Raw genomic sequence first — 21,536 nt, 5'->3', positions numbered from 1 at the left:
CGCTAATTGGACACATAGCCGGCGATAACCTGCAACAGCTTGAATGCGGTCGCCGCGTCGTTTTCCACAACGGCAAGGAATTCTTCTTCACCGATCCGCAAGCAGGAAAGCTGGGTTTCCGCCACCATGCTCAGCGCACGTGGTTCTTTTCTGATCAGGCCCAACTCTCCGACCAAAGCACCAGGCCCGACTTTGGTGATCAATTGGTCAGGCCCCTGTTCTTGCGGCAGATACAAACCTGCTTCGCCCTCCAGCACCACATAGGCACCGTCGGTGGGTTGGTCATCTTTCAAGAACACCACCTGCCCCGGCGCGGCATCAAACCAGCGCGCACCAAAGGCCAGCAGGCGCAGCTGACGCCGGTCCAGACCCGAAAACAAGGGGGTTTGTTCCAGAGCGCGCAGTTTCCGCGTCAAATCCGCCGATGCTGCACTGTCTTCCTCCACCGCCACAGGCCCTCCGTCCGAGACCACACGACCTTGCCGGATTTCAACATACATGTCGAATGCACCGGGGTTTTCAAACTGATCATTCAGATAGACGACGGTGGTGTCCGGCAGCAGTTCACGGAGCCGTTTATAGACCGCCACCTGCGTTTTCATGTCGTAGCTGGCCAGCGCGTTTTCCAGAATCAGGATGTCAGGTTTCTTGATCGTCGCTCGGGTAAAGGCCAAGGGTTCGGCAAACACCGCCGGAAGATTCTGACCGCCGAGAGCAACCTGGACATCATAGATCAGCTCTGTGACCAATGGGCGCGCGCCGTTTTCAGCCAACACATCCACTATCACCTTGCGGGCTTCGTCCGAACGGGAACCGCCAATCTGGCTGACTTTTCCGAACAGCGCATTTTCCATGACCGTCAATCCGGGCGCAAAGACGTTCGGATCCAATGGAACGAAGACGTCTTGCAAACGCTCCATCAGTTTCTCGGAATGGCTGTGCCGGAGTTCGAGGATGCGATCCTTCAGTTCATCCGTGAACGCAGGTCCGATCTGTTCGGCAGAGATCACAAATGGCACCGCCAACATGTTGGCAAGCTGTTCGTCATCCAGCCCGTCCGAACCTTCTTTGCGGGTCTGGTCCACCAGATCCACCGCAATTTCATAGGTTTTTGCATCAAGACCAAGCTTTTGGAACAACGGGTGGTCGGTTCCATCCATCCCGAAGATCTGGCGCAGCATGTCGATCACGTCGCGGGTCAACGCGATCAATGTCTCGTCCAGCCCCAGTTCACGCAACTGTCCGAGAAAGACCTTTTGCTGCGCAAGCAAAGCCTGTGTCACAGGAACACGTGGCGTTGCGAAAAGCAGATTTTCAGCCACAGGCAGGGCCGCATTATAGGTGTTCCGGTCAAAGACAAGCGCCTGTTGTTCCAGCCCGGCATCCCGAACCGCCTGCTGCACGACCGGGCGCAGCTCGATCAGTTTCTTTGCCAGTTCACAATGCTCGGCCGCATCGAAGCTTTGTTCGGCGCCCCGTTGGAACAGCGCTGCGCCAAACCCCATTCCATCAATCAACTGCAACCACCAGGCACGCAGTTCTGCGGCGTCCTGAAAGCCGGCCAGAGTTGGGTCCAGCCATTCCGCCCCAAACGGATCGGCACTGTTGCCTGCCCTCAAGGTTTCGAGAAAATCCGGGTCGTCCGGCGGGTCAGTCAGCGGTTTGAACCGCATCGGCATCATCACGTTGTCGCCCAGCGTACCCTGGAACATGACAGGGCGTGATGTGACATACCCGATACGCGCGGCGACAACCACCTGATGCAACTCGGCCAGTTTCAGATCTCCGATCCGAACCTGGCCAGCACTGGGACGTTTTTCCCGTGTCAGCAATTCGCCGATGGCGCGTCGATCTTCCTCGCTGGGGGCGGCGATCCCAATTGTCTTTCCGGCAGGAAAACTGAGGTCCAGATCATCAAGCACCTGATTGCCATCCATGTCACGCACCGAAACGTGGTCCAGCACGATGTCGCCGTTCAGGTGTGGCCACTCGGAGGGTTCACTTTCGAACAAGGTTTCATCATGCATTCCGGCCGGGGCAAAACGGTCAATGACCACATCCCAGCGCAGCGACATGTCCTGGGTCTGGTTGTAATAGGTCAGCAGTTCCTTCCAAGGTGAGCTGAGATCCTTGTACGCAGCCAATGCGGCAACCAGCGCCCCCAGCGAAACCGAGCCCTGAAGCACCAACAGACCACCAACCAGATAGAACATGAACGGTGTCAACTGCGAGATGAAGTTGTTCAGGAATTTCATGAAAAACTTCTTTTGATAGATCTCGAAACGGATGCCGAACAGGCGTCCCAATTGCTCCGAGATCATCGACCGGCGAAAACGCCAGCCGCCATTGGTCCGCAGGGTGGACGCGCCCGCCGCGTTCTCGCCAATCTGCGCCGCCAGAACTCGAACCTCCTGAATGCGTTTTTTGTTCAGCAGGTTGATCTGGCGTTGCAGCTTGGGGATCAACCAGGCCTGCAAGGGTATCAGCGCCACGGCAGCCAGCCCGAACCAGACGCTTTGCAGGAACAGGAAGGAAAGTATGGTGATCATTTGGCCGGCCTGAAGAACCGGCTGGCTGATCGCGTCGCCCATCAGGCCGCCCATCGGCTCGCTTTCGGCGGTGATCATTGACACCATTTCACCCTGGCTGACACGCTCGAAATAGGGTTGAGGAAAGCGCAGCGCCCGGCTGATCAACTGATAGCGAAAGCGCCGCAGCATCCGTTCACTCAGCACGCCCTTCATGGTGTTGATGCGCATTTTCATCAGGCCATGGCACAGCACGGCCGCCAGAAAGGCAAAGCACAGAGCAACCAGAAAATTGGTCTGCGACATGGAATAGCCCCAGATCGTCACCTCAGAGGTGGACGACCCGATCGCGTCATTGATTATTCGTTTTGGCAACTCAAGTGTGAGATACAGCAAAGGAAACAGCGTCGCCGTCACGGCCAGCAGGACCAGCTGTTCGCGCTTGGAGTATTTCCAGATAAAGCGGAAAATTGTGCGTTCTATGGAACCTGCCCCTGCTGCTGACCTTCGACGTGGATTAAACGCAATGCATGCAATTTCAACAGCATGAATCAAATATCATCCAGACAGGATAAGCAAATTTTTCCCTTTTGGAAAATTTCTTGACCGAATGTGAACTAGTTTATTTACGCGTGCCCGTTTTATTGCCTAATGTTGGCGTCAGAACGATATCGGGAGGGTTCTTTTGACTGCCAGTATTGGCGCGGTGTTTCTTATGCTTTGTCTTTTGCTGATCAAGCATATGTTCGCTGACTACTACCTCCAGACACCGAAGATGCTTTCCGGTCGGGGTGAGTATTTTCACTTGGGACGCGCGCAACATGCCGCTGTGCATGTTGTGGGTTCTATCGTCGTTTTTTTGGTGTTCGGCGCGCCGCTGGTTTTTATTCTGATTGTCGGGGCGCTGGAATGGTTCATCCATTTCAATATCGATTTCATCAAGGCCAGCTATTCAGACAAAAAGCGACTTGAGCCAACGCAACCCGCTTTTTGGCGCGCCGCAGGTTTGGATCAGTTGATGCACAACCTGACTTATGTTGCGATGGTTTGGGCCTGGGTTACCTTCGCCGCCGCCTGAACGGTGTCAGGCCGCGTTCTCCGATACGGCAAGCCGATAGGCCCTAAGCCACATCCGATCCAATGCGTCAATCGCAGCAGGGTCGAACCGGTGCTCAACTTCCCAATACCGACCCGAGGCTACATAATAGCCAAGATCATCTTCCATTCGCTGCACACTGTGCATGGCTGCAATATCGGGAAGCGGTGCGGCTGTCAGGTCAGATAGGTTGACGGATGGAAACACCAGCCGGCTTGGCGCGCCGGATAACCGTACGGTTCTGCACCCCTGAGCGGCTGCAAAAAGCCCCAGTCGGGCGGCCTTCGCTTCAAGCGAACGCAGTGTCACGTCCTTTCGCAAAGGGTCCGCAGTGCCATTTCCATAAAAATGTGTTCGCCCCGATCCTGAATACATCATGTCGCAACCGGAAAAAGCCAGAACATCCGGCTTCAAGACTGACAAAGCCCAATAGCCTGCCGTGAAAGCCATCGTTCCGCCGGCATAAACGAACCCGCCATAGTCATTCTGTCTTGGGACGTATTCGTCGGCAGTGACTATGTGTTGAGTGCCAAGAACTTTTTCAGGGCGGCGCTCTGCCGGGAAGTCTTCGGGATGGATCAGGTAATCCCAGTCTTCTCGGATGCGCCATGCGTTGTTGATGGCGACGATATGCGTGAAAGGCGCGCGCGACCATGCCCGCGCCTCCAGCGCCGATGGGGCGCTGCCAAGGATCAATACGGTTGTCTTTCGGTCGGTCATGTCAGGGCCGGGCTTGTTGACAGCCACACACGACATAGACCGTTTGCGAAACGCGACTAGCCCAGAACCGAGAAACTGCTTTCCTCATTGATCGGTCGTTTGCGCGAGTAGAAGCCCACGTCGATTGTCCGCTTGATGTATGGCAATTCGAACTGCAACGGTTTCGCGTCGTGATCGGCGCCACCTTCACAGTAATCGATCAGTGCCGCCATCATCTTGCCCGCAATGGGCGCATTCTTGTATTGGTTTCCGCTTGAACCACAGGCCATGTAGAACCCCGGCAGGCTGGATTTGTCATAGATCGGAATCCAGTCGGTAGACGCATCATAAAGGTCAACCACGCCCCGCGTTTTCGATGGAATACCAAGGCTGGGCACACGCTGCGCATACCGCATGGCCTGCGTGGTCCATTGATCGGTGAATTCACGATTGTAGTTCACATCGTCCTCGCACCACTGATGCGGATCACATTCCGGATCCTCAGATCCGACAAGGATGTGATTGCCGTGTTCCGGGCGGCAATAGCAGGCAATGTCACTGTCCGAAACGATGGTTCCGTCGTGTTCAAAATCGAACCCTTCAGGGGCTGGAACGTGCACGACCTCTTGCCGCAAGGGTCGGGTTTTGATGGTCATATCGTCCAGAACGCCGGCCATCTTGTTGATGATGGACGAACCAGGTCCTGCCACATTGACCACAACCTTGGCGTGGATTTCCTCGCCCGAGGCCAGCTTGACGCCGGAAACGCGCCCGCCCTCGGTCAGGATTTCCGTGACTTCAGCGCCGGTGCGCAGCTCGGCCCCATGCTGTTTCGCGGCATCCATCAGGTTCTGAGCCGACAGGGCCGGGTCGGTGACATAACCCGCCTGAGGCCAGTACACCCCGCCCGTCATTTTACGCCCGTTGGGTTGGCCGAATTCAGGATCGTCCATACGGCGCGCGGGGGCAAAGCTGTCCAGCGAATAGACCGGCAAGCGTTCCAGCACTTTTTCATCTGACCATTCTTCGAACGGGCAATTCAGCTCGGACGAATTGCGCATGTGTTTTTCCAGCATCCCGTTCGCCTCGGTTTTCATGACCAGACAGCCGGTTTCGCGGAACTGCGCAAGGTTGGCGTCTTTCGGCAAGCCAAGGTACTCGGCCCAGTCGCGCCAGTAGTGGTAGCCTTCCCAGGCAAACGCGGTTCCATCGAATGTGGAATAATGCATCCGGATAATCGCGCAGGACCCCGCGGTAGAACCGTGCCCGACCTGAGAATTCCGGTCCAACGACAGGGTTTTCCGTCCCGCCTTGGACATCTCGAACGCAATGGCCGCGCCGATCACGCCGGTTCCGATGATGATTGCGTCTGGTTGGCTCATGTCTGGTTTCCTTTCCAAAAGCGCAGGGAATACGCGCTGAATTCTTCAACTTCCTCGGGTTTCGGCTCGACACCTGTGAAGGCGTAAAGGTAATGCGGCACCATCGACAGCCGCATCTCGATAGGTTCGTTCAATTGCGCCAGATCATAACCGATCTGCATGTAATACAGCACGCGCGCCCGAGTTTCGGCTTCGATCTCGGAATAGCCGTAGCGGGCGAACATGGCGTGCAGCGCTTTCAGCCTGCGGGCGTCCGACTGATCCAGCATACGCCGCACCTTGCCCGATTTTCGCGCCCAGTCACGTACGGCAAAATCCAGCGCAGTATCGAACAGATCGGTGTTCACCACGCACCGATGAACGTTGCAGACGGCCGCCGTTATCGTCTCGGCCGGTGCTTCGGCCTGCGCGACCAAGGCGGCGGTGTTGGTGGCCTGCCAGCGCGCCAGCAACGCATCCAGCAACTCTTGCCGGGATTTGAAGTACCAATAGAACGACGACCGCGATACTGCCATCCGTTCGGCCAGGTTCAGGACCTTGATCTGGTCCACGCCGTCCGAAATCAGCACATCCATCGCCACGTTCAGCCAGTCGTCGCGCGTGACCTTGATGTTGCCGATCAATGGTTCGGCCTCGGGGTCATCGCGATGAAGGATCGGTTTCGGGCTCATTCAACTCTCCGGTGGGGCACCGCCCTCGGCGGTACGACGGGCAATGAAGTCATGTAAATCACCTGTCCGATCATTGTCGACAGCGGGCGCCTGGAAGTCGTTTAGAATGCCTTTCCAAACATCCGTTGCCCGATGGTTCGCGTCCACCGAACCACGCTCGGCCCACGTGCCGAAATTGGCGTAGTCATGGACATGCGGTTGATAGAATTCAGTATTATAGCGCTCCATCGTCTGGCTTGATGCGAAGAAGTGGCCACTGGGTTCAACTTCACTCAATGCAGTTTCAAACCCGATCTCGGACGGCCCCGCCTGCGCACCTGCGCACAGTTCGGCGACCATATTCAGCACTTCCGCGTCGCAGACCAGCTTTTCGAAGGAAACCGTCAACCCGCCTTCCAACCAGCCTGCGGAGTGGATGATCACCGTTGCCCCGGCCATAAGGCATCCCCAAAGCCCAAACTGGTTTTCGTTCGCGGCTTGTACATCGTTGGTGTTTGACGCCGATCCGGCAGCCGACCGCCAGGGCAAACCAAGATGCCGCGCCAGTTGGCCCGCAGCCAGTGATGCCTGAAAGTGCGACGGCGTCCCAAAAGCGGGCGCGCCGGACTTCATGTCCACGTTACTGGTGAACGTGCCATAGCAGACCGGCGCTCCAGGATTGGCAAGTTGGGTCAAAGTCAGCGCGGCAAGGGCCTCGGCATGAGACAAGGTGATCGCCCCGGCCACAGTAATCGGCGCCATCGCGCCCATCAGGGTAAACGGCGTGATGATCGACATCTGACCGTGGCGGGCAAAGTCGATCAGACCTTGCGCCATCGGGATGTCCAAGGTGCGCGGGCTGTTGGTGTTGATGATCGTGTAGCAATGCGCATGGCCCCGGAACGCATCATCCGAAAGACCGCGGGCCGTGGTCAGCATCTCAAAGCAGTCCATCACCTGCGGGGTTCCGCGCGAAAAGAAGAACGGAAACTTGTCTGTCAGTTCCATCTGGGCCCGAGTCGTGAAGTAATGACGCAGATGGGTCGGCACATCTTGCGGCTCGACCTGTGGCGAAATCATCTGGAACACGTCGAAATGATGCGTGAGCTTCAAAAACTCCAGATAATCCTGACCTGTCGCCGGGCGCCGACCACGCTCAAGGTCGGTTGCGTTCGGCGCACCGGCTCCGGGTTGAAACACCAGCGAGCCCAGTTCGAGAGTAAAATCGCGACGCCGCGAGCCGGCGCGGCAGGCGATGGATTTGGGCGCTGACGCGACTGCGGCTTCAACCATCTCGCGCCCGATAAACACCATCTCAGTGTCTTCATCCACCCGCGCGCCGCCCTGTTTGAACAGTTTCCGCGCCTCGGGCAGCAGGGTCTTTACCCCCAACTCTTCCAGTGTCCGCAAGGCGGTGTCATGCATATCCGCGATTTGATCGGCCGGGAACACTTCCATCTGTGGGAAAGGGTTCCTGAGCTGGCGATAGTTCACATCGCGACCGGGCTGCGGGGCGGCTTCAGCCCCCCGCCCCCGCCGTCGGCGCCCGCGCTCTGCAGCAGTCATGATCAGCCTCGCATCGCTTTGCCTTTGGGGTCATAAGGTGACGGCGCGATCACACGCGCCGGACGTTCAACCCCCACCACGTGAACGGACAGTTTCGTGCCCGGTTCCGCCTTGTCCCGATCGATCAGGGCCATCGCCAGTGACTTACCGGTATAGTGCCCGTAGCCGCCCGAGGTTACGAACCCAACGCGTTCGCCATTGGCCCAGACCGGTTCGTATCCGCTGGCATCTGCGTCCAGAGCATCAATTTCCAGTGTCGCCTGAATTTGCGCGGGGCCGTTGCCGTCACGTTCGGCAAGCGCGCCCGCCTTTCCAACAAAGTCCTTGTCCCAGTCGATCCAGCGGTCCATTACGGTCATGCCCGGTGTGTAGGCCTGCGTGAACTCCGCCGACCAGATGCCAAAGCTTTTCTCAAGCCGCGTGGACAGCATCGCGTTGAAACCGCATTCGCGGATGCCTTCCTCAGCCCCCGCTTCCAGCAGGAGACGGCGCAGCTTGATATGGTCGCCATAGCGGCAGTTGATCTCGTAGCCCTTTTCTCCGGTCACCGACATGCGGGCGACGCGGGCGCGCACGAGGCCGATATCGAAATCGCCGCACCCCATGAACTTCAAGCCCGAGATATCCTGTTCCGCCAGTTTTTCCACAACCGCCTGTGACTTCGGCCCGACCACGGCAAAGCCGCAATATTCCTCGCCCAAATCACGGATATTGACGCCATCCATCATGTGATCGTCGAACCAGCGCATATGCCAGGCCCGCAGGTAATAGCTGCCCATGATCCACCAGGTCCCGTCGCCCCAATTCAGCACCGTCAGATCACCCTTCAGGCGTCCATCCTCACCCAACATCGGGGCCAGTTTCGCACGACCCGGGCCGGGGAGCTTGGAGGCCATGACATTGTCCAGCCAAGCTTCTGCGTTCGGACCGGAAACCTCGAACCGCGAAAAGCCCGAAATATCCAGCAGGCCCGCACCTTCGCGGATCACTTTGCATTCCTCGGCCACGATGTCATGCGCGTTCGAACGCTTGAGCGTCGGGGTTTCCTCGAACCCTTTCGGCGCGAAATAAAGCGGTACTTCGAGATCCCAGCTGACGCCCCATTTGCACCCTGCCTCGGTCATCGCATCATGCGCCGGTGCCATTTTCAGCGGCCGTCCGGCGGGCAGTTGCTCGTTCGGATAGGTCATCACGAAGCGGCGGGAATAGAACTGGCCCGTCGTCTCGCGGATGTAGCGCTTGTTCTGTGCAAAATCGCCATAGCGCGCCACATCCATCGGCCACGCGTCGGCCTCGGGTTCGCCATGGATCATCCATTCGGCCAGCGTCTTGCCGACGCCGCCGCCTTGCAGGAACCCGGCCATCACCGCGCAGGCGGTCCAATAGCCCCGCTTGCCCGGCACCGGACCGACCAGAGGGTTGCCGTCGGGCGAGAAGGTGAACGCACCGTTCACCCATGTCTTGATGCCCACGTTCTGGATCGCCGGATAGCGTTCGAACCCCAGCGTCAGTTCGTTTTCGATACGGTCCAGCTGCTCCTGGAACAGCTCTTCGCCATAATTCCACGGCGCGCCGTCCATGGCCCAGTGTTCGTGATCGACCTCGTAGATTCCGACCAGAACACCCTTCTGATCCTGCCGCATATAGGTGAAGCCCTCGAGATCCACGGTCATCGGCATCTCGAAATCGGCCGCGGCGACCTCGGGCACCGTGTCGGTGATCAGGTAATGGTGTTTCAGCGGAGAAACCGGCAGTTCGACCCCTGCCATGCGTCCCACCTGCTTGGCCCACAGGCCGGCGGCGTTGACCACATGTTCGCAGGTGATCGTGCCCCTGTCGGTCACCACCTGCCAGCCATCCGCCGTCTGGATCAGTTCCTCGACCTTGGTTTCCTCGTAGTATTCGGCACCGCGCTTTTTCGCGGCGGTGGCATAGGCCTGCACGGTGCCTGTGGTGTCGATATAGCCTTCGCGGTCGGCCCACATCGCGCCCAGAATGCCGTCGGTGGACATGATCGGGCAGCGTTTCTGCACCTCTTCAGGGCTCAGCAGTTCACAGTCATCAATGCCGATGGACTGGAAGATACGGTAATTGGCCTGCAACCACTCCCACCGCTCGGGGGTTCCCGCCAGCGTCAGACCACCGGTCATGTGCAGGCCGATATTCTGGCCTGATTCCTTCTCGATCTCGCTGAGCAGATCAATGGTATAGGCCTGCAAAGACGCCATGTTCGGATCGGCATTCAAAGCATGAATGCCTCCCGCTGCGTGCCAGGACGACCCAGACGCCAGCCGCCGCCGTTCCAACATGACGACATCCGACCAGCCAAACTTGGCCAAGTGATACAGAACCGAGGCCCCGACAACGCCTCCTCCGATGACCACGACGCGATATTGGGATTTCATCCCGACCTCCCCTGAACAGAATCTGAGGAGACGCTAGTGGCACTGTTCACATCTGTCTAGACATTTCTGTACAGTGCTGATCACAACGCAACCCGGCACGGTTCAGCAGGTTTACAGACTTGCGCTTGGACGAGATTGGATGGCTTGAAACCACGCAAGGGTGGCCGCGTTGTCTTCCGGGATACGCATCTTGATGACACGGGTGAAATCGACAAAAACGAAAGCCGAGATATCCGCCAGGGAAAACACGTCACCGGCCACAAACGGGCTTTCCGTCAGACGTGATTCCAGCATTTCAAAGAAGGATGCCACACGCTCGCGCCCGCGCTGTGCAAGTTCGGGAATCTGCGCTTGATTGGAAGGGCCCGGAATGGCGCGATCCTTGAAGGCGGGATGTCCATTGCGCAATGCCTCGGCAATCGGTGCCCCGCCCTGATGTTCGACGATCGCGTTCCACATCAGAACCAAACCTTTTTCCTTGGGGGTTCGGCCCATCAAAGGCGGTTCCGGAAACTGTGCCTCCAGAAAAGCCGCAATGCCCAGATTTTCCGTAAAAACGGTTCCGTCATCCGTTACCAGAACCGGGATCGTGGCCCGTGGGTTCACAGCGCGAAAGGCTTCGCTCAACTGTTCACCTTTCGCAATCGAGACCTCACGCGTTTCGATATCCAATCCTTTTTCGGCAATGAACATCCGCGCACGACGAGGGTTTGGAGCAGTGGAGCAATCGTAGAAAATCATGCCGTTACTCCTTTTCGGTCAGCGGCGATATATGAAACAGCGCCCTTCGACGGCGCCTTCGGGCAACGGCATCTCGGTCAGCCCTTCGAAATACATCCGATCACTCGAGACCATCAGCCCGCCCGGAGCAAGCAAAGGCTCGATGAGCGGAGATACAAACCGCGCGAATTTGTCATTCTTTTCGCGATTGTGCCCGCCAAGATCCGCGTGGATCAGGCTGGCTGACGCACCGAACCGTTCAACCGATGCAGGTAGGGTATCCCGCACATCACCCAGAATCACGCGATCTTCGGGCGGGGTCGAGTCGGGGTGCGAGGCCACCGCGCGTTCGAACACATAGACCGGGCGACCATCCATGTGCTGCACAAGATGGTGATACGTACGCCCGTTGCCCAAACCCAATTCGAACACCGGACCTGTCATGCCCGCAGTGTGCCGGATTGCGTGATCCAGACAAGCGCGCTGAGACACCATGCGATCGATGAACAGATCCAGACGGCTTTGATTCTCGGACACCAGAAAATATCTCCTTGATACCATTCGAGAGCATAAATGCGCCCGATGCCGTCCTTGATGGCAAAATCTCAAGACTTTGTGTAGCGACGAAGCCCATAGTTTCACGATTTCGCGACATTTCGGCCCAAGAACGGGTTTGACTAGACGGGCGGAACCGCGCGACACTGAACAAAAAATCACGGGGAGTTGAAGTAACCGATGTCATCGAACGGTCAAACGGGTGGAAAACCCGCATGAGCGCGTTGTTGTCCGTAAGAGACCTCAGCATCGGCTTTGGTACGGGCAATTCCGTGGTCACGGATGTGAACTTCGATGTCGAAGCCGGACAGACGCTTGCCCTTGTCGGAGAATCGGGATCGGGAAAAACAATCACATGCCGCGCCGCCTTACGTATCCTGCCCCGCACGGCGCAGATTCGAAGCGGCACGATTACCCTGAACGATTCCAAGGGCATGTGCGAGCTCACCACGGTTTCCGAACGTGAGCTGCGCGACATCCGCGGCAATCGGGTTTCAATGATCTTTCAGGAGCCCATGAGATCGCTGTCCCCGCTGCACAAGATCGGCAATCAGGTCAGCGAGGTTTTGTGGCTGCATCGTGGGCTGTCCGAGTCCGCGGCGCGCAAAAAGGTCCTGACGCAATTCGAACGCGTCGGTTTCCCTGATCCACAGCGTGCCTATGACTCCTACCCTTTCGAGTTGTCCGGCGGTATGCGCCAACGTGCCATGATAGCCATGGCAATGGTGTCCAAACCCGAATTGCTGATCGCGGACGAACCGACCACCGCTCTGGATGTGACCACGCAGGCGCAGGTTCTGGGCCTGATCAAGGAATTGCAGCGTGAAACCGGCATGGCGCTTATTCTGGTGACTCATGACCTGGGTGTCGTCGCCAACATGGCCGAGCAGGTCGTCGTCATGCACAAGGGACGTATCATGGAGGCCGGCCCCGCCGCCCCGATCCTGACCGCGCCCGCACACCCGTATACCAAGCAGCTTTTTGATGCCGCGCCGGAAATACCGGATCAGGATGCGGTGGGTATACCGATGCCCGACACGGATCTGATCCTGCAGATGAAGGATGTGTCCAAGACCTATACCATGCGGTCCAGCAAAGGATGGCAATCCGACAAAGCAATCTATGCCTGCCGAGGAGTCGACCTGAACCTGGCGCGCGGCAAGACTTTGGCAATTGTCGGTGAAAGCGGATCTGGAAAGACAACGGCGGCCCGCATCGCCTTGGGGGCTGAATTGCCCGACCCCGGTGGTGAAGTCCTGTTTCGTACCGCCCCCGACGCCGACCCGATCACGGTGCACAAAATGACCCGAGCCCAGCGCACAGCGTTTCAGCGCAAGGCGCAGATGGTGTTTCAGGACCCTTACAGTTCGCTCAGCCCGCGGATGCGCATACAGGACGCCATGACCGAGCCACTGGAAATCCATCGCATCGGCACAACAGCCGAACAGCGTGACAAAGCCGCCGAGATGTTGCAGCGCGTCGGCCTGACGGGTGATATGCTCAAACGCTATCCGCACGCGTTTTCCGGAGGGCAGCGACAACGCCTTTCAGTGGCGCGGGCCATGATGCTGGACCCGCAGTTGATCGTGTGCGACGAACCGACCTCGGCATTGGATGTGTCTGTTCAGGAACAAATCCTGACTTTGCTGGAAAACCTGCAAGACAGCCTGAACCTGTCCTACCTGTTCATCTCACATGATCTGGCCGTTGTTGCACGGATCGCTGACGAAGTTGCCGTCATGAGGCGGGGTCTGATCGTCGAACAGGCACCGCCCGAAACTCTTTTCTACAATCCGCGCCATCCATACACCAAGGCGCTGATTGCCGCTCAACCCGAACCCGACATCAATCGCCCGATTGACCTTCAATTGGTTTCTCTGGGTGCCGGCGCGCCGGACAGTTGGGATGAAGCCTTTCGTTTCTCGGACACCGTGATACCCTCATTGGTGGAATTGGAACCGGGCCATAAGGTACGTTGCCATGTTTAATACCATTCGCCCTCTGCTGCTGGCCGCAATGCTGGCGTTTTCAGGGACCCTGCCCGCCGCGGCAGAGACAATCCCGACACCTCAGGAAAGCGCATTCTGGAGCGCCGAGGTTGAAAGCGGCAATCTTCCGCCAGTGCAGGAGCGTTTGCCCAAGGACCCTCTGATTGTGGATCTGGCCGCAAAAGGAAGAGAATTCGGGAAACCGGGTGGCACTCTGCGCACCATGGTCACACGATCCAAAGATATCCGGCAGATGGTTGTCTACGGCTATGCAAGGTTGGTCGGGTTCAACCAAGATTACGAATTGGTACCCGACCTGCTGGCCTCGTATGAAAACGAGGGCAATCGCAAATTCACCCTGAAACTGCGCGAAGGACACAAGTGGTCGGACGGCTCACCCTTTACCTCGGAAGACTTCCGCTATTGGTGGGAAGACGTCGCCAACAACGAGTTGCTCAGCCCGTCAGGCCCACCCGATTTTCTGATCGTCGAAGGCAAATTGCCCACGGTCACGTTTCCTGATGAGACCACGGTGATCTTCGAATGGGATGATCCCAACCCGAACTTTCTGCAATCTCTGGCACAAGCACGACCGCCTTTTATTTACCGGCCGGCCGCCTTTCTGAAACAGTATCACGAGAAATACGCAGATGCGGAAGAGCTTGCCTTTCAGGTTGAAGATGCCCGGGTCAAAAGTTGGGCAGCGCTGCACAACAAGCTGGATAATCTTTACAAGTTCGACAACCACGAACTTCCCACGTTGCAGCCATGGCTGAACGCCAGCTCGGGCAAGAAAATCCGTCACAGCTTTGTGCGCAACCCCTATTATCACCGCATCGACAGCAAGGGGGTGCAGCTTCCCTATATTGACGTGGTCGAGATGGAGATCGTCGCCCCCGGTCTTGTTGCCGCCAAGACCAACGCCGGTGAAAGCGACCTGCAAGGCCGTGGCCTTGCCTTCCGAGACGCGTCGATCCTCAAGAAAGGCGAAGCACAGGGCGGATACAAAACGCTGTTGTGGAAAACCGGCGTGGCCTCGCAGGTCGCGATCTACCCGAACCTGAACTTCTCTGATGACGTCTGGCGCAATGTATTGAGGGACGCTCGTGTTCGGCGCGCCTTGTCGCTGGCAATCGACCGGCAGACCATCAACCAGGCGCTTTACTTCAAACTCGCACACCCTGCCGCGAACTCGGTTCTTCCCGCCTCGCCCTTCTACAGTGAAGAAAACGCTGCGGCCTGGGCACAATACGATATTGATCAGGCCAATGCACTTTTGGATGAGGCTGGTCTGGATCAGCGCGACAAGAACGGCATTCGCCTTTTGCCTGACGGCCGTTCGATGGAGCTGGTTATCGAAACCGCAGGTGAGCGGCAGGAAGTCGAAAACGCGCTTCAGATCGTAACCGATACCTGGCGTGAAATCGGTGTCAAACTGGTCATGCGCCCGCTGGACAGGGACATCCTGCGCAACCGCGTTTTCGCGGGCAATTCCATGGCGTCCGTCTGGTTCGGTTGGGATGACGGTATTCCACAGGCGCATACATCTCCGGCTTATCTGGCCCCGACAGATCAGGTGTTTCTGGCCTGGCCAAAATGGGGGCAGCACTATCAGACCGGTGGCGAAGCGGGTGAGGCCCCCGACATGCCAGAGGCGCAGCGCCTGATGGAGTTGGCGCATGAATGGCAAATCGCCGCGACCGATGAAGAACGCGCGGCTGTCTGGACCGAGATGTTGAAAATCCATGCCGATCAGGTCTATGCGATTGGCATCCTGAACGGCGCCCCCCAGCCCATTGTGGTGTCAAACCGCCTGCGCAATGTTCCGGAACAGGCTATGTGGGCCTGGGAACCCGGTGCACATTTCGGCATTCACCGCCCGGACGAGTTCTTTTTCGCCGACTGAGCAGGAGCAGCTAAATGATCATGCTGCGCTACGTGGTGTATCGCTTTTTCACGATGCTGCTGACTTTGTTGGTGGTCTCGGTTCTGGTTTTTGTAATCATCAACCTTCCGCCCGGCGACTATCTGAGCAACCAGATCGCTGAACTTCAGGCCTCGGGCCAGTCCGCAGGTGTCGCAAAGGCAGAGTTTCTGCGCGCTGAATACGCTCTGGACCGTCCGATGTGGGAACAATACCTGATCTGGATGGGATTCTGGCCCGGACCGCACGGGTTTTCCGGGTTGATTCAGGGCAATTACGGGTGGTCCTTTGAATTCGACCGTCCCGTTTCCGAAATCGTCGGTGACACGCTTTGGTTGACGGTTGTGGTCAATCTGGCTGCAATCCTGTTTGTTTATGCCGTCGCATTGCCACTGGGCGTTATCGCCGCCGCGCGGTCCCGGACATGGATCGACTATACCTCGGCCTTCGTCGGATATCTGGGGCTAGCAACGCCGAACTTTTTGCTGGCGCTGATCCTGTTCTATTATGGCCACCAGTATTTCAACCTGCCGATCGGGGGCTTGATGGATCCGAGTTTCGAAGGCCAGCCGATGAGTTGGGAGAAATTGAAGTCCATCCTCATCCACCTGATCGTACCGACCTTCGTCATCGGTACTTCAGGGGCATCGGCGATGATGCAGCGTCTGCGCGCGAACATGCTGGACGAACTCGGCAAACCCTATGTGGAAACCGCCATCGCGAAGGGCATGGCCCCGTCACGAATGCTGACCAAGTATCCCCTGCGGGTGGCCTTCAACCCCTTTGTCGCCGATATCGGCAACCTGCTGCCGTCGATGGTGTCCGGCTCGGTTCTGGTATCGGTCGTTCTGGGCCTGCAAACCATCGGCCCCACACTGCTGACTGCTTTGAAGACGCAGGATCAGTTCTTGTCGGCGTTCATCCTGATGTTCGTCGCCCTGCTGACGCTGATCGGCACGATGATTTCGGATATCCTGCTGGTGATGCTGGATCCGCGCATTCGGTATGAGGGGCGCGAGGCATGACTGATCGTCCTGACAACCGCTATGTCGATGACGCGCCGTTTGATCCGCAGGCCTCGATTCAGCAGCTGGAACGCGCCGATCTGGATGCCCCCAACTGGGTTCTGGTCTGGCGCAAGTTCAAAACCCACAAGCTGGGCCTGATCTCGGGCATTTTCCTGCTGTTTTGTTATCTAATGCTGCCCTTTGCCGGGTTTATTGCGCCTTACGGGCCAAATGACCGAAACGGAGAGCACCTGTACGCGCCGCCACAATCGGTAAACTGGTTTCACGAGGGCGAGTTCATCGGCCCACATGTCTATCCGATCGTCGCCGAGGCGGACCTTGAAACCTTCCAATGGAAGTTCGTCCCCGACACCGAAGACCCGCGCCCAATCCGGTTCTTCTGCGAAGGCTCTGAATACAAGCTGGCCGGTTTCGTACCGTCGGACACACACCTGTTCTGCCCGCCAGAGGGGACAACGCTGTTCCTGTGGGGATCCGACCGGCTGGGCCGAGACATCTTCAGCCGTATTCTCTATGGCGCACAGCTGTCTTTGACGGTGGGTCTGATCGGTATCTCGGTGTCCTTCTTTCTTGGCATCCTGTTCGGTTCGATGGCCGGCTATTTCGGCGGACGTATCGACTGGACCATCAACCGTGTCATCGAAATCCTGCGTTCGTTGCCGGAACTGCCTCTGTGGCTGGCCCTTTCCGCCGCCGTGCCTTCGAACTGGAGCCCGGTCGCAGTGTTCTTCATCATTTCGATCATTCTGGGCATCCTCGACTGGCCGGGCCTGGCGCGCTCGGTTCGCGCAAAATTCCTGTCTTTGCGGGAAGAGGAATATGTCCGGGCCGCAGAGATGATGGGGGCAAGTTCGGGCCGTGTGATCCGCAAGCACCTGCTGCCCAACTTCATGTCGCACCTGATCGCGTCGGCCACTTTGTCGATCCCGGCCATGATCCTTGGGGAAACAGCGCTCAGCTTTCTTGGCCTCGGCCTGCGCGCACCTGCGGTCAGTTGGGGCGTGATGCTGAATGACGCGCAGAACCTCGCGTCGATCGAGATCTATCCCTGGACGGCAATCCCGATGCTGCCGATCATTGTCGTGGTCTTGGCGTTCAACTTCCTTGGTGACGGGCTGCGCGACAGTCTCGACCCCTATCAGCAATGAGTCTGCTGGCCACTCTTCCCGCTGCCGGCAGCTATCACAGGGTCGGTGCCGGTATGCTGCCAAGCGCCTTCGCCGTTTCCGAACTGGCCACCGCCAGTTTCGCAGTCGTGGGGCGGGAAATGGCCCAGCTGATCCAGGCGCTCAACCTGTCCACGAAGGCACCCGAAGTCTCGATCGATCATCGGCTGGCATCTCTGTGGTTCGGCTATTCCTTCAAGCCGGATGGTTGGGACATGCCCAGTTTGTGGGATGCGGTCGCGGGCGACTACAAAGCCGCTGATGGCTGGATCAGGCTGCACACAAACCTGCCCCGCCATCGCTCTGCCGCGTTGAAAGTCCTTGGCACCCGGCCAGAGCGTGAAGCCGTGGCAAAAACCGTCAGATCTTGGTCAGTATCGGATCTGGAAACGGCGGTTGTTGCCGAAGGTGGGGTGGCCGCTGCCATGCGCAGCCGGACGGAATGGCTTGATCACCCACAAGGCCGCGCCGTGTCGCGCGACCCTTTGATCGGTTGGCAGGGACCGCGCTATGTCAACCTGCGCGACAGACCTCGGGCCACCGCTGATCGGCCTTTGGCCGGGTTGCGGGTGCTGGATCTGACGCGCGTTCTGGCCGGCCCGGTTTCTACGCGAACGCTTGCAGGGTTCGGAGCCGAGGTCTTGCGCATCGACCCACCTGGCTGGGATGAACCGGGGGTGATCCCCGACATATCTCTGGGAAAGCGCTGCGCCTATCTTGATTTGAAATCCGTAACCGGCCTTGAACGATTGCATGGGTTGCTGGCTCAGGCGGATGTGTTCGTACACGGGTATCGACCCGGCGCGCTGGAGGCACTGGGTCTGACCCGGGCCAAACGTGACGAGCTGGCTCCGAACCGGATCGAAGTCACGCTGGATGCCTATGGCTGGCAAGGTCCATGGTCGACCCGGCGCGGGTTTGACAGCCTTGTCCAGATGAGCGCGGGTATCGCCCATGCCGGGATGGAGTGGGCGAACGCGGACAAGCCGACCCCGTTGCCTGTTCAGGCTCTGGACCACGCGACCGGCTATCTGATGGCGGCTGCCGTCCTGTCCGCACTGGCCGAGGCCGCGTCAGGCAATTCCATCATGCACGCGCATCTCTCTCTGGCGCGCACCGCCGAACTTCTGGCCGTGCTCGGCAAAGACGACGCAGAAGCTTCACCCGTCAGCCCGGCAACACCGGATTACGGCACGGCGACAGAGGCGTCCGGCTGGGGGCCGGGCCATCGCCTCAACCCTGCGCTGAGGGTCGGCGAAGCGACGATGCGCTGGGATTTGCCCGCGTCGAAACTGGGCAGTTCAGAACCTGTCTGGCCGCTCGACGCCTACTGACCATCCGGTACGCAGCCGCGCCCCTATCGATCATCGCCCCCAGGGCCGATATCGTCCAGGTAATCCTCATCGATCGCTGCCTGCACCGCGCCTGTTACCGCCTCACGCTGTTTCGGCGTCAGGTCATCGGCGTCTTTGCCGTCTGCCAACCTCACGGTGACTTCGCGATGCGCGAATTTGATGCCTTCCCGCGCGAACAATTCGCGAATTTCCTGATAGACCTTCTTGCGCACCAGCCACTGATCGCCCGGTTTGGTCATGAACTTGACCCGGATGATCATCGCTGAATCCTGCATTTCGATCACGCCCTGGGACTTCAGCGGCTGTATGAAGTTTTCGCCGATCACAGGATCGCTCAGCAACTCCTGCCCCAGCTTCTTGATCAGCTTTCGCACCTTTTCCACGTCAGTGTCATAGGTCACGCGCAGCGGCAGTTTCATGATCACCCAGTCACGGGAATAGTTCGTCAGAACCTTGATTTCGCCAAAAGGAATCGTGTTCAACGCGCCAAGATGGTGACGCAGCTGGAAGGACCGGACCGAGATCTTCTCGACCGTTCCCTTGACGTCTCCGATATCGATGTACTCACCCTTCCGAAAGGCATCATCCATCAGGAAAAACGCCCCGGAAAAGATGTCTCGCACCAGTGTTTGAGATCCGAAACCGACAGCCAGACCAACCACACCGGCACCCGCAAACAGCGGGCTGACATTGATACCAAGTTCCATGAGAACGATCAGCATGATGGTCACGACCACAACGGCCAGAATTGCGCCGCGGAACAATGGCAGCAGCGTCGCCAGCCGGCTTTGTCCGCCTTCCCCGCCCTCATCGCCCAGTTCGGCCTCGGTGCCATCATCGACTTCTTCCGCTATCTTGCTGTCGATCCAGATGCGAAAGAAATGAAACAGGATGTAGCCGATGAAGATGATGACCATTACATCCAGCACACGTGCAACCGGCAGGTCCTCGCTCCATTCCGCATCGGGATACCAAATCACCACAAGGGCATAGACACCGATCACAAAGGCCAGAATTCCAGCCACCCGACGCGCCAGATCCTCATAGGTCAGAAGATACTGTTTGCGCTGTTCTGCCTCGGGCGTTTCCACGGGCTCGGCATCCGCTTCGGCAGCGGCGGTTTCTTCGTTTATCTCGTTGATCTTGCGCGAACGGTCAAAATACCGCTCCAGCACGTAGTTCATCGCACCATAGGCAACGACGACAGACATGAAGATCATATAGCTGCTTGCGATCAGCGGCAGCGGCGTTGGGTTCTCCAGTGCAAGATCAACCGCCAGGCGGAACCAGCTGAACACGACATAGACGATCAGTGCAGGTGCCCAGCCGAAGGAGACGAACCGCAACAACCACGAGACCTGATCCGGCGCTCTTCCGCCCCGGATGGCATTTGAAATGGCCCGGGCATTGAACAGGATCATCAGAATATTGCCAAAAGCGCCTACCATTGTCAGGCAGCCATAGACCATGGCGTAGACGTTGTAGTTCAGCCCGAAATCCGCAACCCAGGTCGAAAACAGAACAACCGTGATGTCATAGGTCGCGAGGGCCGAAGCCCACAGATACAGCCGCTTGGCGTCCCGGTCCGAGAACGGCGGCAGCCGGTATTGACTCAGGTAAGGTGACAAAACCATCCGCCACAGATCGGACACCGTGCGCGACAGGAAGAACGCCGTGAAGATCGCCGTGACCGTGAACTGGATCGAGATATCGTCCGCTTCGCCAAAAAACAGGTATCCGACGATCAGGGCCATGAGCATGGCAAATATCGTCGCTCCGATCCCCATCAGGAACCGGAACAGAAGGAAGGGCATCTTTTCTCGGTAACCCTGCGGTTCATCCTTGATCCGCGCCACGACCCAGCGACGCGCGATGCGTTTCCCGTATATCTCGATAGACAGCCAGCGGCCCAACAACAGGAACAGGATGTTCCAGCCCAGAACTTCCACATAGGTCTGAATGCGACCGTCCGGACTGGTCTGGCGCAGGATATACTTCACTTCGAACACCGAATACGGCAGCGCCTCAAGCCGTGACTGCATGGACTCACGGAATTTCGAGAACCGCTCCTGCGCCTTCATCAGCTGCGATCCCTCACCCATGGGATTGTTCGAATCGCCCGCCGCATCATTCGTACCCGCATCCGTGCCGCCTGCCGTTGTCACAACCTGCCCGGCGCTGTCGATGACGATCACACTGGCCCCGGCTTCGCTGGCGGCGCGAATTGCGGCAGCCAGGTCACTTTCCGGCGAGGACGCAGACGAACTGTCCGCGTTGTATCCCGGAATCAAGGATGTTTGCGCTGAAACGCTTACCGGAAGCGCCAGTACAAAAGCCCACAAAGCCAGAAGTGTTGCGGCCAGAAAGGTATGTTTCATGGGGTTTTGCATCCAGTTTTTCCGATAGCGATCAGATTACAGAAGGGTTTTAGGCAGTTCAAACACTCGGGTGCACCCTGCTCAATATCGTGTTCG

15 protein-coding genes are annotated in these 21,536 nt (G+C 58.0%); 6 read left to right on the top strand and 9 right to left on the bottom strand.

What is annotated here, in order from left to right; genetic code table 11:
- Positions 1–2 precede the first annotated feature (2 nt).
- Positions 3–2,999 carry a cyclic nucleotide-binding domain-containing protein gene (locus ACR0FB_RS11480; RefSeq protein WP_480491603.1) on the bottom strand — a complete coding sequence of 999 codons (2,997 nt, stop codon included), beginning with the start codon at positions 2,997–2,999 and terminating at the stop codon, positions 3–5.
- A gap of 244 nt (positions 3,000–3,243) precedes the next feature.
- Here ACR0FB_RS11480 and ACR0FB_RS11475 point away from each other — a divergent pair, with 244 nt between their 5' ends.
- Positions 3,244–3,606, top strand: a complete 363-nt coding sequence (locus tag ACR0FB_RS11475) for a DUF3307 domain-containing protein (protein ID WP_371732272.1) — start codon at positions 3,244–3,246, stop codon at positions 3,604–3,606.
- 6 nt (positions 3,607–3,612) lie between these two features.
- Here the strand turns inward: ACR0FB_RS11475 and ACR0FB_RS11470 are convergent, their stop codons facing one another.
- The 7 genes from ACR0FB_RS11470 to ACR0FB_RS11440 all read right to left on the bottom strand — a co-directional run bounded on the left by ACR0FB_RS11470 (position 3,613) and on the right by ACR0FB_RS11440 (position 11,607).
- The gene (locus tag ACR0FB_RS11470; protein ID WP_480620713.1) at positions 3,613–4,344 is read right to left on the bottom strand and encodes a hypothetical protein; all 732 of its coding nucleotides are present in this window, start codon (positions 4,342–4,344) and stop codon (positions 3,613–3,615) included.
- Positions 4,345–4,400: 56 nt separating this feature from the next.
- Entirely contained in the window at positions 4,401–5,705 is a 1,305-nt protein-coding gene (locus tag ACR0FB_RS11465) for an NAD(P)/FAD-dependent oxidoreductase (protein ID WP_209834863.1), read from the bottom strand.
- On the bottom strand, positions 5,702–6,376 hold the full coding sequence (locus tag ACR0FB_RS11460; protein WP_171636708.1) for a TetR/AcrR family transcriptional regulator: 675 nt from the start codon (positions 6,374–6,376) through the stop codon (positions 5,702–5,704). The genes ACR0FB_RS11465 and ACR0FB_RS11460 overlap by 4 nt, the downstream gene beginning before the upstream one ends.
- Positions 6,377–7,921: a trimethylamine methyltransferase family protein gene (locus ACR0FB_RS11455; RefSeq protein ID WP_480486810.1), complete on the bottom strand. Its 1,545-nt coding sequence runs from the start codon at positions 7,919–7,921 to the stop codon at positions 6,377–6,379.
- 2 nt (positions 7,922–7,923) lie between these two features.
- A complete protein-coding gene (locus ACR0FB_RS11450; RefSeq protein WP_480620711.1) occupies positions 7,924–10,326 on the bottom strand; it encodes a GcvT family protein in 2,403 nt (800 codons plus the stop codon).
- Between the two features lie 111 nt (positions 10,327–10,437).
- Positions 10,438–11,067 (bottom strand): glutathione S-transferase family protein, encoded by a 630-nt coding sequence (locus tag ACR0FB_RS11445; protein ID WP_480620710.1) that lies wholly within the window; start codon positions 11,065–11,067, stop codon positions 10,438–10,440.
- 18 nt (positions 11,068–11,085) lie between these two features.
- Positions 11,086–11,607, bottom strand: coding sequence for a class I SAM-dependent methyltransferase (locus ACR0FB_RS11440; protein ID WP_480620708.1), 522 nt, complete (start codon positions 11,605–11,607; stop codon positions 11,086–11,088).
- 209 nt (positions 11,608–11,816) lie between these two features.
- Between ACR0FB_RS11440 and ACR0FB_RS11435 the strand changes: the two genes are divergently transcribed.
- Genes ACR0FB_RS11435 through ACR0FB_RS11415 form a run of 5 tightly spaced genes read left to right on the top strand, consistent with a single transcriptional unit; the run spans position 11,817 to position 19,041 of the window.
- Complete coding sequence (locus tag ACR0FB_RS11435) at positions 11,817–13,589, top strand: ABC transporter ATP-binding protein (RefSeq protein ID WP_171636699.1); 1,773 nt, start codon at positions 11,817–11,819, stop codon at positions 13,587–13,589.
- Positions 13,582–15,495 carry an ABC transporter substrate-binding protein gene (locus ACR0FB_RS11430; RefSeq protein WP_480491387.1) on the top strand — a complete coding sequence of 638 codons (1,914 nt, stop codon included), beginning with the start codon at positions 13,582–13,584 and terminating at the stop codon, positions 15,493–15,495. Before ACR0FB_RS11435 ends, ACR0FB_RS11430 begins: the two co-directional genes overlap by 8 nt.
- A gap of 14 nt (positions 15,496–15,509) precedes the next feature.
- The gene (locus ACR0FB_RS11425) at positions 15,510–16,538 is read left to right on the top strand and encodes an ABC transporter permease (protein ID WP_152457137.1); all 1,029 of its coding nucleotides are present in this window, start codon (positions 15,510–15,512) and stop codon (positions 16,536–16,538) included.
- Positions 16,535–17,689, top strand: a complete 1,155-nt coding sequence (locus ACR0FB_RS11420; protein WP_171724500.1) for an ABC transporter permease — start codon at positions 16,535–16,537, stop codon at positions 17,687–17,689. The genes ACR0FB_RS11425 and ACR0FB_RS11420 overlap by 4 nt, the downstream gene beginning before the upstream one ends.
- A complete protein-coding gene (locus ACR0FB_RS11415; RefSeq protein ID WP_480620707.1) occupies positions 17,686–19,041 on the top strand; it encodes a CoA transferase in 1,356 nt (451 codons plus the stop codon). The genes ACR0FB_RS11420 and ACR0FB_RS11415 overlap by 4 nt, the downstream gene beginning before the upstream one ends.
- A gap of 23 nt (positions 19,042–19,064) precedes the next feature.
- Here ACR0FB_RS11415 and ACR0FB_RS11410 read toward each other — a convergent pair whose 3' ends face one another.
- Positions 19,065–21,440, bottom strand: a complete 2,376-nt coding sequence (locus ACR0FB_RS11410; RefSeq protein WP_171636692.1) for a mechanosensitive ion channel family protein — start codon at positions 21,438–21,440, stop codon at positions 19,065–19,067.
- Between the last annotated feature and the right edge of the window lie 96 nt (positions 21,441–21,536).

This window comes from Ruegeria sp. P10 (assembly GCF_056534925.1).
Note: the sequence above shows the minus strand (reverse complement) of the source record. Positions and strands in the feature narration are given on the sequence as shown.

Excerpts from the sequence above, each read along its gene's own strand:
- ACR0FB_RS11475 (WP_371732272.1), top strand. The coding sequence starts at position 3,244 with ATGCTTTGTCTTTTGCTGATCAAGCATATGTTCGCTGACTACTACCTC.
- ACR0FB_RS11470 (WP_480620713.1), bottom strand. The coding sequence starts at position 4,344 with ATGACCGACCGAAAGACAACCGTATTGATCCTTGGCAGCGCCCCATCG.
- ACR0FB_RS11465 (WP_209834863.1), bottom strand. The coding sequence starts at position 5,705 with ATGAGCCAACCAGACGCAATCATCATCGGAACCGGCGTGATCGGCGCG.
- ACR0FB_RS11460 (WP_171636708.1), bottom strand. The coding sequence starts at position 6,376 with ATGAGCCCGAAACCGATCCTTCATCGCGATGACCCCGAGGCCGAACCA.
- ACR0FB_RS11455 (WP_480486810.1), bottom strand. The coding sequence starts at position 7,921 with ATGACTGCTGCAGAGCGCGGGCGCCGACGGCGGGGGCGGGGGGCTGAA.
- ACR0FB_RS11450 (WP_480620711.1), bottom strand. The coding sequence starts at position 10,326 with ATGAAATCCCAATATCGCGTCGTGGTCATCGGAGGAGGCGTTGTCGGG.
- ACR0FB_RS11445 (WP_480620710.1), bottom strand. The coding sequence starts at position 11,067 with ATGATTTTCTACGATTGCTCCACTGCTCCAAACCCTCGTCGTGCGCGG.
- ACR0FB_RS11440 (WP_480620708.1), bottom strand. The coding sequence starts at position 11,607 with ATGGTATCAAGGAGATATTTTCTGGTGTCCGAGAATCAAAGCCGTCTG.
- ACR0FB_RS11435 (WP_171636699.1), top strand. The coding sequence starts at position 11,817 with ATGAGCGCGTTGTTGTCCGTAAGAGACCTCAGCATCGGCTTTGGTACG.
- ACR0FB_RS11430 (WP_480491387.1), top strand. The coding sequence starts at position 13,582 with ATGTTTAATACCATTCGCCCTCTGCTGCTGGCCGCAATGCTGGCGTTT.
- ACR0FB_RS11425 (WP_152457137.1), top strand. The coding sequence starts at position 15,510 with ATGATCATGCTGCGCTACGTGGTGTATCGCTTTTTCACGATGCTGCTG.
- ACR0FB_RS11420 (WP_171724500.1), top strand. The coding sequence starts at position 16,535 with ATGACTGATCGTCCTGACAACCGCTATGTCGATGACGCGCCGTTTGAT.
- ACR0FB_RS11415 (WP_480620707.1), top strand. The coding sequence starts at position 17,686 with ATGAGTCTGCTGGCCACTCTTCCCGCTGCCGGCAGCTATCACAGGGTC.
- ACR0FB_RS11410 (WP_171636692.1), bottom strand. The coding sequence starts at position 21,440 with ATGAAACATACCTTTCTGGCCGCAACACTTCTGGCTTTGTGGGCTTTT.